9 protein-coding genes are annotated in these 14,829 nt (G+C 59.7%); 3 read left to right on the top strand and 6 right to left on the bottom strand.

Annotation, left to right across the window (positions count from 1 at the left end):
• Positions 1-96: 96 nt before the first annotated feature.
• Entirely contained in the window at positions 97-1,350 is a 1,254-nt protein-coding gene (locus AC1Z3V_RS25710; protein WP_483502471.1) for a tyrosine-type recombinase/integrase, read from the top strand.
• A gap of 339 nt (positions 1,351-1,689) precedes the next feature.
• Here the strand turns inward: AC1Z3V_RS25710 and tnpC are convergent, their stop codons facing one another.
• From tnpC to tnpA, 3 genes are read right to left on the bottom strand one after another with little or no spacing between them, the layout of a single operon-like run.
• A complete protein-coding gene (tnpC, locus tag AC1Z3V_RS25705) occupies positions 1,690-3,252 on the bottom strand; it encodes an IS66 family transposase (RefSeq protein WP_483502470.1) in 1,563 nt (520 codons plus the stop codon).
• A gap of 51 nt (positions 3,253-3,303) precedes the next feature.
• Complete coding sequence (gene tnpB, locus AC1Z3V_RS25700) at positions 3,304-3,651, bottom strand: IS66 family insertion sequence element accessory protein TnpB (RefSeq protein WP_006957496.1); 348 nt, start codon at positions 3,649-3,651, stop codon at positions 3,304-3,306.
• The gene (gene tnpA / locus AC1Z3V_RS25695) at positions 3,648-4,091 is read right to left on the bottom strand and encodes an IS66-like element accessory protein TnpA (RefSeq protein ID WP_483502469.1); all 444 of its coding nucleotides are present in this window, start codon (positions 4,089-4,091) and stop codon (positions 3,648-3,650) included. Before tnpA ends, tnpB begins: the two co-directional genes overlap by 4 nt.
• 245 nt (positions 4,092-4,336) lie before the next feature.
• Between tnpA and istA the strand changes: the two genes are divergently transcribed.
• Both istA and istB read left to right on the top strand, forming a co-directional pair.
• Positions 4,337-5,890, top strand: a complete 1,554-nt coding sequence (istA, locus tag AC1Z3V_RS25690) for an IS21 family transposase (protein WP_483497769.1) — start codon at positions 4,337-4,339, stop codon at positions 5,888-5,890.
• A 17-nt stretch (positions 5,891-5,907) separates the two neighbouring features.
• Positions 5,908-6,684, top strand: a complete 777-nt coding sequence (istB, locus tag AC1Z3V_RS25685) for an IS21-like element helper ATPase IstB (protein WP_483497768.1) — start codon at positions 5,908-5,910, stop codon at positions 6,682-6,684.
• Between the two features lie 392 nt (positions 6,685-7,076).
• Here the strand turns inward: istB and AC1Z3V_RS25680 are convergent, their stop codons facing one another.
• From AC1Z3V_RS25680 to AC1Z3V_RS25670, 3 genes are read right to left on the bottom strand one after another with little or no spacing between them, the layout of a single operon-like run.
• A complete protein-coding gene (locus AC1Z3V_RS25680) occupies positions 7,077-10,373 on the bottom strand; it encodes a DUF499 domain-containing protein (RefSeq protein ID WP_483502468.1) in 3,297 nt (1,098 codons plus the stop codon).
• A gap of 13 nt (positions 10,374-10,386) precedes the next feature.
• Positions 10,387-13,182 (bottom strand): DUF1156 domain-containing protein, encoded by a 2,796-nt coding sequence (locus AC1Z3V_RS25675; protein ID WP_483502467.1) that lies wholly within the window; start codon positions 13,180-13,182, stop codon positions 10,387-10,389.
• A gap of 7 nt (positions 13,183-13,189) precedes the next feature.
• Complete coding sequence (locus tag AC1Z3V_RS25670) at positions 13,190-14,821, bottom strand: hypothetical protein (RefSeq protein ID WP_483502466.1); 1,632 nt, start codon at positions 14,819-14,821, stop codon at positions 13,190-13,192.
• Positions 14,822-14,829: the final 8 nt, after the last annotated feature.

Genomic DNA, 14,829 nt, shown 5'->3' with positions numbered 1-14,829 from the left:
GGTCGGTTTTAAGGGGATCGAAGCCCTTTTTGACCCCAGTCGCCGACCCCACAAAACCGTCTGGCGACCCCACTTGGAAGCCGACGGGAGACCCCAGTGCCAAGCCTTACAGATGGAGAAATTCGCCGCGCCCTTAAACAGGTAGAGCAGACTGGCAAACAACTTAGCCTCGTCGATGGCGAGGGACACGGAACCGGTCGCCTGGTTCTGGTCATGAAGCCGATGCCAACCCGCGTGACGGCGGACTGGATGGCTCAGCAGTGGCGTGACCAAAAGCGGATCAAGAAGAAGCTTGGGTCATATCCCGCGATGCCCCTCTCGAAGGCGCGAGAGGTATTTCAGCGCGATTTTGCCGACGTGATCCAGAAAGGTCGCAGTATCAAGATCGCCGGAGACACGCGGCCAGGCACAGTCGCAGACCTTTTCGAAGCCTATGTCGCCCATCTCAAGGAAGCGGGAAAGCCTTCCTGGAAGGAAGCCGAAAAAGGGTTGAACAAAGTCGCGGATATACTCGGACGCAACCGTCCCGCGCGCGATATCGATCCTGAGGAAATTACCGACGTAATCCGCCCCATTTACGAACGTGGAAAGCGATCGATGGCTGATCACGTCCGTAGTTATATCCGATCCGCCTATAGCTGGGGCCTGAAATCAGAGCACGACTATCGATCGTCCTCTTCTCGACGCTTTCGCCTCGTCTACAACCCTGCGGCGGGCATCCCGACGGAGCCTAAGAAGGTCGGGACGCGCTGGTTGGATGAGGAGGAATTCCTGCGTCTCTATCGGTGGCTCGAGTGCCCCGACACTCCTGTCCATCCGCCCTACACCAGAGCTGTCCGCATTCTCATGTTGACCGGCCAGCGCGTGGAGGAGATTGCTCGGCTGCATATCGATCAGTGGGATGCCAAAGAACGTATAATCGACTGGTCCAAGACAAAGAATGGTAAGCCCCATGCCATCCCTGTGCCCAGCGCCGCTGCCGACCTAATCGAGTCCATCACACCCAACGCTCACGGCTGGTTCTTCCCTTCGGCGAAGGATCCATCGAAGCCCGTCAGCCATGGCACGCTCTATTCCTTCATGTGGCGTCAGCGTGACCGTGAGGTGATCCCATATGTCACCAACCGGGACTTACGTAGAACCTGGAAGACGCTGGCTGGCAAAGCGGGACTTTCTAAGGAAATCCGTGATCGCCTCCAAAATCACACTCTTCAGGACGTCAGCTCAAAGAGCTACGACCGCTGGAACTATATGCCCGAGAAGCGAGCCGCCATGGTCAAGTGGGATAAATTCGTCCGCGCACTTTTGGCCCAAAAGCGGGGTAGCCGCGCCCTAAGGAAGGCAGCATGAACAAGTGCTTACTCCTTGCCGCCGCGATTTTCGCGTCACTTGGTTTCGCCACCTCAGCCGCGGCCGATCCCTGTGAAGGCCCTCTCCCGAAGCAACCCGACGCGACCTTCACCGGCACGATACGGTACGTGGGGGATGGCGATAGCCTGTGCGTTGGGCAAACCAATAGGCCTGGAGAGTGGGTCGAGGTTCGTCTCGCTGACTTCAACGCACCGGAATTGCACGATCCCGCGGGTGAAGCGGCGAAACAAGCGCTCATCCGAATCGCTTTCGGTCGATCCGTACTGTGCAGAACCGAGCGCGGACGCAGCGGGGTAAGCGGGGCCTGGAGACCGCAGATCAGGCGGCTGCGGCGATCGGTTGCTGATCGGTCCGCCAGTTCCACGGCATGAGCTCATCCCAGCGGGTAGCAGGCCAGTTGCCAGCGATCCTGGCGATGACGTCGGCGATATAGGCCTGTGGTTCGAGGCCATTGAGTTTGGCGCTCTCGATGACGGAATAGATGGCAGCTGCGCGATCACCGCCTGCTTTTGAACCTGCAAACAACCAGTTTTTGCGACCCAGGGCCACGCAGCGCATGGCGCGCTCGGCTATGTTGTTATCGATTTCCAGACGTCCATCATCGAGAAAGCGCGTCAGAGCGACCCAGCGCTTGCGACCATAGGCAATGGCCTTGGCCATCTCGGATTTGGGCGAAAGGCGGCGCAGGGCATCGTCGAGCGCCTGGCGCAGTTCGTCGATCAGCGGCTTGGTGCGGTCCTGTCGGCTTCGTCGTCGGATATCGGGCTGGTGGCCGCGAACCTCCGCCTCGATCTCATAGAGCTGACCGATGCGTTCAAGCAGATCAGTGGTGAGCGGTGTCGGCTTGGTCGCATGAATGTCGAATATCTTGCGCCGGAAATGCGCCCAGCAGGCGACCTCGGTGACGCGGTTGGTGTCGTAGAGCTTGTCGTATCCGGCATAGCCGTCCGCCTGAAGATAGCCGGTGAAACTGGCCAGCTGCCGTTGGGGATGTGCGCCTGTCCGGTCGGTGGTGAACTCATACCAGACCAGCGGCGGGGTCATGGCACCGCAGCCCCGATCGTCGACGGCATAGGCCCAGAGCCTGCCGGTTGCCGTCTTGCCACGTCCCGGATCGAGCATGGGGACCGGTGTATCGTCGGTGTGGATCTTTGAAGCGGTCAGTCCGACCTCGCGGATGCGGTTGATGATCGGATCGAGCAGGACAGATGCCTGGCCGACCCAGCCTGCCAGCGTCGAGCGGTCGATCTCGATGCCCTGCGCGGCCATGATTTCGGCCTGGCGGTATAACGGAAGGTGATGGTCGAACTTGGAGACGACGACATGGGCCAGGGTGCCGAAGGTCGCCTTGCCCCGCGCTATCGCCTTCACCGGCGCGGGCGCCTGCACGATCTTCTCGCACGCCCGGCAGCTATATTTGGGGCGGATGGTCCGAACGACGCGCCACTGCACCGGCACGGCATCGAGCATCTCGTCGCTATCCTGCCCCAGCGGCCGCAGCGCGCCGCCGCAGTCGGGACAGGTGCAGTTACCCTGCTCGGGCTCGATCCGCTGCTCCTCGCGCGGCAGATGAGCTGGCAGCGTCCGAACCGGTGATGGCCGATCGACGGCTACTGGATCGCCTCGACGCGCGGCGGCGACGATGGCCTCGCCTTCGAGTTCTTCGAGCGCCAGCTCAAGCTGAGCGATCTGGGTATCGAGCTTCTCGGACGACTTGCCGAACTGCATCCGCTTGAGGCGCGCAATCTGCACGCGCAGCGTATCGATCAGGATGTCGCGGGCGGAAATATCGGCGTGGGCAGCTGCCAATGCAGCTTCAAGCTCGGCGATCCGAGCGTCTTTATCAGGGGTGGAAAGGCCTGCGTCCGACACCACGATCATATAGCAGATCGATGGTCGAAACGCTAATAAAAGCACCAGAAAATGGGCGTTTTACCCCGCCAATGAAGGAGTGAAAGTGCGTTCAGGTCGCCGCCAGTCGATGCCTTCCAAGAGCATCGAAAGCTGCGCCGCCGTCATCACCACCGACCCCGTCTTGGTCGACGGCCACACGAAGCGCCCCCGGTCCATCCGCTTGGAAAACAGACACATGCCCTGGCCGTCGTACCAAAGCAGCTTCACCAGATCGCCGCGCTTGCCCCGGAAAGCGAACAGCGCACCGGAATGGGGGCTCTGCTCCAGAACCTGCTGCGTCATCACCGCCAGGCCGTCGAAACCCTTACGCATGTCGGTCGCACCGCAGGCCAGGAAGATCCGCGTCGATGGCGGCAGCGGGATCATCGCGTCAGGATACCGATCACCCGTGACAGGGCATCGGCATCGACCGTGGCATCCACGCTCACCCTGATACCAGACGGCAGTTCGATGCCAATCACGCCGCCGCTGCTCGCTGCAACTGTCGGGGCAGGCAAGGCTGGCTGCTCGCTGATCTGCACCTCCGCAAATGCCGGCTCGGCCAACTTGCGAACCCCGGCAAGCTCACCGGACATCGCCTGGCGCCGCCAAGTGTAGATCGAGCCGCTGCCGACATCATGGCGTTCACAGGCCGTACGCACGCAGCCCTCCGGGCCGAATGCATCCCGCAGCACGGATAGCTTCTGCTTTACCGTCCACCGCCGCCGACCCGACACCCGGCTAACGACCTCCATCCGACTACTCATACGATTACTCATATGACTACTCGCCCGTTCGCTTGCTGAAACCTCGATCTCGTCCGACACCCGCCACCTCCCTAAAAGAGCGGCAATCATCCCGGCGAATGGGCACCGTGCGGGTTTCGGTAATTCGCGGACAGCGATTCCATTAAATCGCGGACAGCGTTTTCGCTAAATCCGGGACAGGGATTTCGCTAATTCCCGGACAGCGATTTCGGTAAATCCCGGACAGTTTTCTCGGCGACAAAAGATCGACTTTCGCCCGCGCCGTCTTTGTCATTCTGCACCTCGATTTGAGCGAGGTGGGGTGAATGGCGAGACGGAAGCAGGCGAGACTTACGAGTGTGAAGGACATTCGATCGATTTTGAGACTGGCGCACGAACAAGGGCTTTCTGTTCGGGCGATATCGGAACGGCTGAAGATCAGCAAAACGACCGTGTCGACCTACCTTCTGCGGGCTCGGGAAGAGGGTCTGTCATGCTGGCCCCTGCCGCCCGGCCTTGATGACGACGCCGTTTTGCAGCGTCGCCTGTTCCACCGCCGCGGGCGGCCGCCGCAGGATCTGGACGAGCCCAGTTGGGCGAACATCGCCAGCGAGCTGAAGCGCAAAGGGGTGACGCTGACACTGCTATGGCAGGAATATCGCGAGCGGCACCCGAATGGCTATGGATACACATGGTTCTGCGAGCGGTTTGCCGCTTTCGAACAGCGAGCCAATGCGACTTTCCGCAATCGCCACACCGCCGGCGCGGCGATACAGACGGATTATGCCGGACAGACCGTGGCCATCATCGATCCTCTAAGCGGCGAGATCCGGCCGGCGCAGATCTTCGTCGCGGTGCTGCCGGCGTCGCTCTTGACCTTTGCCTATGCGAGCTTCAGCCAGAGGCTGCCGGACTGGATCGAGGGCCAGCAACGGGCGCTGAGCTTCTTCGGCGGCGTGCCGAAAGCCATCGTCTGCGACAATCTGAAGGCGGGCGTTGCCAAGCCCTTGTGGTTCGAGCCGACGATCAACGCGACGTTTGCGGCCTTCGCCGAGCATTACGACACGACGGTCCTGCCTGCTCGTCCAAAACGGCCAAAGGACAAGGCGAAGGTGGAAGGCAGCGTCCTCATCGTCGAGCGCTGGATCCTGGCGCGGCTGCGCAACGAGCACTTCTTCAGCCTTGCCGACCTCAACATCCGGATCAGCCAGCTTCTCGACGATCTCAACAATCGGCCGATGCGCCGCATCGGCAAGTCCCGGCGTCGGCTCTTCGAGGAGATCGAACGCGCGGCACTTGCGCCGCTTCCGGCAACCGCCTTCGAATATGCCGAATGGAAATCGGCGAAGGTCCATCCCGACTACCATGTCGAGGTCGATAAGGCCTTCTACTCTGTGCCGCATCGCCTGATCGGCCGGCAGGTCGAGGTTCGCTTGACCTCCCGGATCGTCGAAGTCTTCCACGATCACAAGCGTGTCGCCAGCCACCGCCGCACCTCGCAGCGCGCCGGGCACGTCACCGTCAGCGAGCACATGCCGAAGACGCATCAGCACTACGCCAACACCACGCCGGCGAGCCTGATCAAGCAGGCCGCGAAGGTCGGCGGCAATACGGCGATTCTGGTCGAGCGGCTGATGCGCGACAGGCCGCATCCGCAGCAGGGATACCGCGCCGCGCAGGGCGTTCTGTCACTCTCGCGTCGCTACGGCCCCGAGCGTCTCGAGGCGGCATGCGAACGGGCGCTGACGATCAATGCGCTCAGCTATTCGTCCGTCAGCACCATCCTCAAATCCGGTCTCGATCAGGCTCCGCCCGCCGCCGAGCCGGTTAAGCCCGCTCCTCCACACAACAACATCCGCGGCAGCTCCTATTACCAGTGAAGAAAGGAAGCCTCTCAATGCTCACTCATCCAACCCTCGACCAGATGATCGCGCTCGGCCTGTCCGGCATGGCGACAGCTTATCGCGAACTGAGCGACCAGCCGCAGGGCAACGATCTCAGCCGCGATGAATGGCTCGGCCTGATGCTCGACCGGGAGATCGCCGTTCGTGCCGACAAGCGCCTGACCAATCGGCTGGTAACCGCCAAACTGCGCTTCCCCGACGCCTGTATCGAGAACATCGACTTCGCCGCAACACGGGGGCTCGACCGTCGGCAAATCCTCTCGCTCGCGCAAGGAGCCTGGCTCAAAGCCCATGAACATCTGATCCTCACCGGACAAACGGGAACAGGCAAAACCTGGCTCGCCTGCGCCATCGGACGACAGGCCGCGCGGCTCGACTATTCCGTTCTCTATGTCCGCATGCCCAGGCTCTTCGAAGATCTGGCGCTCGCCCGTCTCGACGGCCGCTTCCCACGACTGGTCGACAAGCTCGCCCGCGTCCAACTGCTGATCCTCGACGATTGGGGCACGCATGCCCTCACCGATCAGCAGAGGCGCGATCTCCTGGAAATCTTCGAAGAGCGCTATCGCAGGAAATCGACCCTCATCACCGCGCAACTGCCGGTCGCCCAATGGCATGAGATGATCGGCGAGCCGACGATCGCCGACGCTATTCTCGATCGTATCGTTCACAACGCCCATCGAATTGCCCTCGAAGGCGACAGCATGCGAAAACCAAAATCACGGCTGCTCTTGACCACAACGCAAAACGACGAAATCAATAGCCGCTGACATCAACCAGGCGGACGAAAGTCGATCCCGTGAAACTGTCCGGGAATTAATGAAACGACTGTCCGCGATTTACCGGAATCGGTGTCCCGTTAATCCGAAATCCGCAGGCACCGCGCAAGGCGGCCCTCAGGCCCCGCTTACGCAGCGGGCGTGTCACATCCTTTGATCGCGTGATCGCCCGCTGCCAGATCGACGGTCATTCCTTGGGTGATGCCATGCGGGCCGCCGGCGTTGCCGAAGGAGGTCATTGATACGTTCTCACCAACAACTCCAAAAGGAAACGACTATCAGGCCACCGACAGCCATCAAGCCGCTCGAAATGCCCGAGCAGCTTGCAATCTTGGAGCGACGATAGTGAATTGCCTCAGATCTCAGAGAACGTCGTTCGCTTCTTATTCCACAGACTTTTCCGTAAATCCGAGGGTGTTTGCGTTCTCGATAAGGGTGCGCACCTTCGCACGATCGAGACCCGAGGGGACCTCCGCATCGATTTCCAGTCGAAGTTTCACCTCGCTGCCGGGTAGCGTTGTCAACTGTTCGACGATGGCTTCAACAATCTGATGGATGTCCCTCGCAGGTCTTTCCGGCGAGATCATCACCGCACCGGTGAACCGCGTTGGCTTTCTTTCTACCGGCGGCGCAGCCGGTCCATCGCTCTCTGGCGAACTGCCGATGGGTTGCGCGCCGCCACCAGGCCCCGTGGGCGTGTCGCCCGAAACGAACGGGGTGGGCACAGGACGATGGGCCTCCGCCACAGCGGGTTTCACAATGACGCTGTCGCTGTCGATCACGACTACAGCGTTTACCACGCGTTCGATCGCCAGTCCCAGATAGGTGTCCGACTTCTCGTCCCATCGCTCAGCATAAGCGAACGGACCGGGCAACATGCCGCTGACAGCCGACTGGACCGCCTTGACGAGGACATCCTGGCCCCGCAGGCGAGGCAGATAGATGTACCGATTGAGATATTCCCGCAGATCCTTCAGCGACAGGTGAGGCTTGTCGTTCCAGATGTATTTCTGCAGATCGCGATCGAGGCGCGACGGCCCCAGTTCGCCGAGTAAACCTTCTTCAGCCGCCAGCTTCTTGCTCGCCCGCGCCAGCAGCCCGTCTTGAGCGGGGATCTTGCCAGACTGCCACTCCCAATCGGCCTGGGCGCTCTCCTGAACCGGATAGTGCAGATAGCACCACGCCTCTTTCAAGCGCGTCTTCATTGTTTCGTTCGCCTCGGCAAGCTTGGCTTTGGCAAGCGCGCTGTCGCTCTGGGTGAGGTTGAGCCGCTCCGTATCGCGGACGATCTCGCCCCAAGCCAGAGAAGCGCGAACGGCGTCTTTCAGATGATCTAGCTGGCGGGTTTCCGCGGCGATGAACACCAGCATGTTACGATAGACACGTGGCGTGCTTCCGCGTTGCATGAGGATGTCTTTCGCCTCGACCAGCGCATCCGAGCCATCGCGCCCGTTATGCGAATGCTTGACGCCCAGCACGACGGCGCGCACACCGCCCGCCTCATCGGGGACTTCGGCCGATGAGGCCGGCGCCACCTGCACGGCATCGAAATGCCCGCGATCCGCAAGACCGTTCACATATTTTCCGAGTTCGGCGTCAATCGTCACGTCGACCAAGGCCGCCTCGATCTGCGCAGCCTTGTCCGCCGCGATGCGATTGAGGCTCGCCGACATCGAATACCAGTACCGGCCAAGATCGGCATGCATGAACTTGGCCTGGTTGGTCAGCCGGCGCAGCGCATCTCCGAAGATCGCCGGGCGCTCGCCGGGCTGCACGACACCGAGGTTGATCTGCTTGTCGTCGAGGCCAGTGTTCTGCTGCTGCGCAGTGGGCGCGGTTCCCATGAAGATCGCGCGGGCGACCCGACGAGTCGCCGAATAGCGGTTCAGGTTCGGCGCCGACTGATCGACCTTGTAAGGCGTGGACGCAGTGCCATCGACGTCACCGGCGATGATCGACTGCCAGCTCACGTCGAGATAGTGGAGCAATTCCGGCTCCACGCGCGGTGAACTCACGGCCACGCTTCCCGGCATGATCATCACCGACGGGTCGGCGTTCATCCAAAGCTCGTGAATGGCCTGCGCCATCAAGCGCAGTACGCCGCGCGTGCGCTGGAATTTTTCGAGCGACCCCCAGCTCGTATAGAGCTGGTCGAACAGTTCGGGATGGATCGGATAGGCTTTTTCCAGCTTGCGGCGATAGTCCTCATCCGCACAGCCCTGTGGGAAATCGTTGGCGTTCTCCCGATAGAGCTTGGCGAACTGCTTCAGCGTGTTGTCACGGTGATGGAATTTGTCGCCGGGGATGTCCTTGAACAGCCGCCGCCGGACGATCTCATAGCTCTCTTCCTGGCTCGCCGGCCTCCACGATGATTCCACGCGGCTGAACGTCTGCTTGAGACGAGCCAGCGCCTCCTGACCACCTTCGCCGCCCACCTCGATCTGCGAGGCTGGCAGGGAGGCGACCAGCAGCGTGCCGGGACTGGCCTTGACCGCCTCGGTCAGCGACTGGACAAAGGACAGGTTCGCGTCGAACGATCCCGAAGGCAGCCCCTCGACCTTGTAGATCTGCCGCAGGTACGCGACCCATTCGTCGATCAGGATCAGGCACGGCGCGTACTTCTTGAACAGCGCCTCCAGCAGGTTCGAGCCTGGCGCAATGCCGCTGGCGTCATTCTCGGCCACCATGGCGAAGGCGTCGGCGCCACCGAGCTGCCAGGCCAGTTCGCCCCAGGTCGTGCGGACTTTCTGGCCTCCGTCGGCGTTCAACACGTCCTGTGGCCCCCGCGACGTGCCAACGAGCACCGCTCGATTGATGCTCTTCGGCACGCTTAGGCCGAGCTTGTCGAGCAACTGATCCAGGCCTGACAGGTCCTGCACCGGCGTCGGCCCCGCCATGTGGTACAGGGCGAGCATCGAGTGCGTCTTGCCGCCACCGAAATTGGTTTGCAGTTCGACGACGGGATCTCCGCCGCTGCCGGACAGCCGCTTCGCGGCGCCGATCAGCAGCGCGCTCAAGCCCTCGGTCAGATAGGTGCGGCTGAAAAACTGGCGCGGATCACGATATTCCGGCGGCGCGCTGCCGGAATGAACCTTGGCGAGGTCGGCCGCGAACTCCGCCTGCTGGAACTCGCCGGTGGCGACATCCTGGTGGGGCTCGACCACCTCCCGCCACGGCAACAGGCCGGCCACGGTCTCGACCGAGATTTCGAGTCGCTGGGTTTTCCGTCGCTCTTCATTACGCGCCAACTCGGTGAACTTCGTGCGCAGGATGGTGTCGCGCATCTTGCCGAGTTGCTCGGCCGTCTCGCCGGCGCTGATCGCCTCCATCAACCGACGCATGGAATCGAGCGCCCGCTCGGCGTCGTCATAGGTGAACGTCTCGTTGTGTGAGAGCTTGTTGCGGACGTCTCCCAACTCGTTGACCAGCGACCGCTCGGCACGGCCGAGAACGGCCTTGAACGCTTCGGTCCAGAAGCGATCCATCGCGTTGAACAGCGCGGCCTGATCCCAACCAACTTCGCCATTGCTGTTGGGGCGTAGGCTCGGCAGCTTCTCCAGAACCTGGACTTGCCAGTGTCCCTTGAGGGAGGTTTCCAGTCTCTTTTCTACGAAGGGGATCAGCGCCGACGGCAGCAGTTCCATACCCTCAAACACATATTGGCGCGTACTTTTGGCCACGTCCCGTTCCCCCTCAAATATCCATGCGGGTTTGACGATTCCCGCGCGTGTCGTGGATAGCTGCCGCAGCCTTCGTCAGCTCCGTCCAGTCGGCGATCAGGGCATTGTAAGCCGTGGCCTCCTTCGCATCCTTCCGCTTGTTGGCGCTGATGTCGTAGAGGCAGTAGGCAAGATCTTTCACTGCCTCGGCCTGGGTGTTGATCTTCTTCAGCAGGACGGCGGTGTCATGGGAAATGCCTTCCTTCTCGTGCTGCCGGACTAGGTGCTGGAGGCACTCCCACACTGTCAGGTGGCGGTCCTCTTCCGGGTCCCAATCGTGATCGAGTTCATCACGTGCGAGGATGCGGACCTTGCCGGCAGCGCTGTCTACGATCCCGGCATGTTTGACGCTATCGACCGAGATGCCGCGCGCACGGGCGAGATTGTCAGCAACGCCGTAGTCGCCCTTGCCGATGCCGTTCTGCTCGAACCAGGTGATAGCGAACCGCGTGTCCGCGTCAAACTCGCCCTGAATGCCACCCAGATATTCGTCGAGTTCCCGATTGATGAGCTGAAGCGCAGTCTTCACGCTCATCGGGCTATCGTCGGATTCGAGAACAGCTTTGTACCGCGAGAACACGCCCATGCCGGGGCCGATGGCCGATTGCGGCATGTCGGCGGGAGCAATATTTGCTGCCTGAAGCTCGGAGATTGCGGGTGGCAATTCACGCTTCAGTGAGCGAACGAACTCGGCGCGGGTGATTACCTCGGCGGTAGCTTCCTTCTTACGGCAAGAGAGAACGACAGAATTTGCTAGTGCGTTCGTTCCCACTGAGATCATTCGGCCCGGCTTCTCGGTTCGCATTGGCCATGTCGCATTGATCTCAAAACCGGAATCGATAACCGCCTGAATGAAGGTTGCCCAACCTGTTGAAACAACGCCCTGGTCTTCGACCTCACTTTGCTTGAAGGCGTAGTAGATGGCGGTTGGGAAATATACTGAGCTTTGCTCTGCCATATTACTTACGGCCAGCTTCATACCTTCTAGAAAGAATTGCTCAGCGCTCTCTCGCCCACCATGGCGATACGGGGTCGCTACAAGTTCTTCGGATTTCGGAACAGCAATCGTGGCCATCAACTCCGGATAAACGTCCCTAAGATGACGGCGCAACCACGCAAAGAAATAGTCAGATAAATCAGCATAGCCAATGTTGTCATAATATGGTGGATCTGTCGAAATAACCGATGGCCCAGGATAGCGAACAGTTTGAGCATCTCCCTGAGACAGGAATCCAAAAGATGCGGGCGAGAATGCACTCAGCGCTTTGTAAACCCACTCTACAGAAGCATCTATCCAGTTTCCGTTACTCGAACTGAAGGGATTCAGCTCCACGTAGTCCCAAACCATCGGCAAGGATTGGCGGGCAAAGGTGCTGCGCGATGCCTCAACGGAATTCCTCCAGCTTACCTGCGCGCTCCACGCATCAGCAGCACGGTCTGCCGCAAATGCCAGATAAACACTCACGGCTTCAGCATAAGCCTTAGCGCCCTGACCACCATTGCGAAGCGGCGTGTCATCCGACGACAAGCCAAGAGCCAAGGCATCAGCGGCGATTTGCAATCTTGCTTGGTGAACCAAGTCGCTAAATGTATTTAGGGCCAGCAATTGCCGGCTGGTGAACAAATCTCCAAACGTCGTCAGCCCATAATCTACAGTCCAAAAATTACGAGGATCATTCGGCAGGCTGGTTTCTGGCTTCCAATCGAACTTCGCTGACAAGGCGAGTTTCTCGTGCGCTTCTGTCGGCGAAGCATATGCTCTGCCGCGATTGCCTTCTGCAACAATAGCAATCAGCGTTTGGCCCATTTTGCCAGCGCGTCCGTTGCTCTTCACATAGTCAGGGGTAATTGCCGTATCAGACATAAGGCAACGGAAATTCGCGCCACGGCCTGCCTTGGTCCCTTCCTTGGCTACCGCGATTTCGACCTTGGTGCCGCCATGCCTAATACGGTAGGATATGGTCTTGGCCTGTTTATCAACGATAGGCTCGACCCAAGCCTCCTTTCCCGTCTTCGTGCTCAGCAGGAAGCTTGATGCGATCGGCACCTGGACGTTGGCAAACGCGGGATCGGGGCTGGGCACCGTTCGCGCCCAGATCCAAGCGATCACTGTCGCGTTGCCACCGCCATACACCTTCGGCAGTTCCACTTGCGGATAGAGGTGCCCAATGCGCTCCCACGCCTTTTCGCGCATCCATTCACCATAGTATTTGACGTCCTCGGCAAGACCCTCGGCATTGCGGTAGAAATGCCGGTCCTTCGCGCCGGGGTGGATGGGTTCCTTGTCTTTGAACTTGGGCGGGATCTCGATCATCGCCTTGCCGATCATCACCGCGACCGGGTTCAGGTCTGAGCCATAGGCGGGCAGTCCGAGGCGCTGCGCCTCCAGCGGGATCGACCCGCCGCCCGAGAATGGATCATAGACCGGCGGCAGCTCGCCGCCGCAGCTCTTGCGAATTTCAGCGCGGGCGCGTTCCAGTACCTCCTCATTGGTCGAGTTCTCCCACTGAACCAGATCTTCAATGATACCGAACAGCCGCTTGCGCTCGGCCTCCTGCGCTTCATGCGTAGGGAATTTTTTGAGGTCGCTCGACGGATCATCAACAAGCTGGGCGAACAGCACCGCGCGGCAAGCAGCCAACGGCCGCCGCGCCCACCACAGATGCAACGTGGACGGATGTCCATGCCGGATCGACTTTTCCCGTGCAGAGGCTGCATTGATCGCCTCAAGCGGGATCGCGACTTCGATGAGTTTCTTTTTATAAGTCATGTTGCCTCTACGTAATGTCGTTGCTCAGGTGCCCAGGCAGATACCCGACGACAACACGGGCAGTCTCAGCATCCCAAAAATAATAAAGCCGAAAGCCCAGCCTTCCGTCGCGACTATCGCTTCCCTTCAAATGCCAATCCAGCTCCCTCTTGGATTCTTGGTATCGGACAAAATACTCGCCACCGAACTGCTTAGCCTTATTCTGCTGCGAAAAGCATGGAGTATTTTCCAATCCTAACTCGGCCAACTTCTGATCGAAGGTGTTTTTGTATTCGATTCCTCCTATGCGCCGCATTGGAACGTAATAGTCGCGCATCATAAGAAGCACTTTGTAGACAAACGCTGCATCTTTGAAATTCGATTCGCGTAGGGCCTTCATTGCTCGTGGATGCAATTCTATTTGGCCGCTCAGATGGGTTCGCGACCAGTTTTCGACTACGTCAAGGGTATCTGGGATCTCGAAGACATTGTTCGCTTTACCCTCAGCAAGAAGAGCATCCAGACGCTGCTGCAGCGCCATGTAGCTTGCTTTGATCTGTCGAAGCTCCGAGGTCGCCTGCTGGCGCTCGGCGTCGGCATTGAGAGCCAATTCGAGACTGGCTTCCACTTCCTGCTTTGCGGCCTTCAGTTCCTCATCGACCAACCGCAGAATTTCCGCTTCACTTTGTCCCGCTGCCGATGCGCTCTCGCGCGCCTGCTGTGCAGCAATCCGTTTGATGTGCTGGAACGACGGCTGCTCGCGTTCCAACACATCTCGTGGCCGCGTGATGCGGAGCGTCTGCTCGACCAGAAAATCTGTGAAAGTGAAGTCGTCGCTTTCGCCCCAATCGGCTATGCGCGACGCTGAGGCAAGCGGATGATCGCTTGGGAGATCAGATGAGGGATCGAAGCCGGGATTATAGGTTCTAACTGCCTGACGATACACGGAAAACTCACGCCCAAGGCGGTCCGTAAGGGCAAATGCCGCGTCAGAGGTAAGAATCACTGCATGTGCAAAACCAACCACCTTACGAATGAAAGGACGGACTGGGATTGCAGTTTCATCCGGGTTTTCGCCACCCTCGGGCGTAGCGAAGACGACAACCGGATGATGTCGGTTAGGCGCTTCCAAGAATGCGATCAACTCGTCGACGCCCTGATCTGTGTCCACGACCCAAGGGTCAGCGGATGTGTGACGCCCATCAAGGAAGGCATTTTGCGTGAAGGCTATACCACGTACAAAACTAGGTATTGACCTTGGAATAGGTTCCGCGTTTCCGCGCTGGGCACAGATAAGTCGCACACCAATCACTGCCTCGGTCGGGCCACGTTCAGCGATACCAACTTCGGTCGTCCAGATACGTGATGTATCCTTCAAACGTTCTCGCAGTCGAAAAGCCCAATACCGAGGCTGGTCCAGCTTGACAGCCTCAGCTTGTTCGGAATTGTCCTGATCGATTTCGAACGTCTCGCCTTCCCAAGCGCCCGCGGGAATGTTCCTGAGGTTCCTACCGGGGTCAAACCCCCACTTCAGGACCCTCTCTTGTAGCGTTCGAAAAACATTATTGCCCCTAACAACAAGTCCGACCTGAGAAGATATCTGAACGAAAATACGTCGTTCAGCATCCTCGCCGGAAATATGCTCTACAGCCTGCTTCATCGTGTCCC

Source organism: Ensifer sp. 38_S197, assembly GCF_056924495.1.
This window is presented reverse-complemented; position numbering and strand designations above follow the sequence as displayed.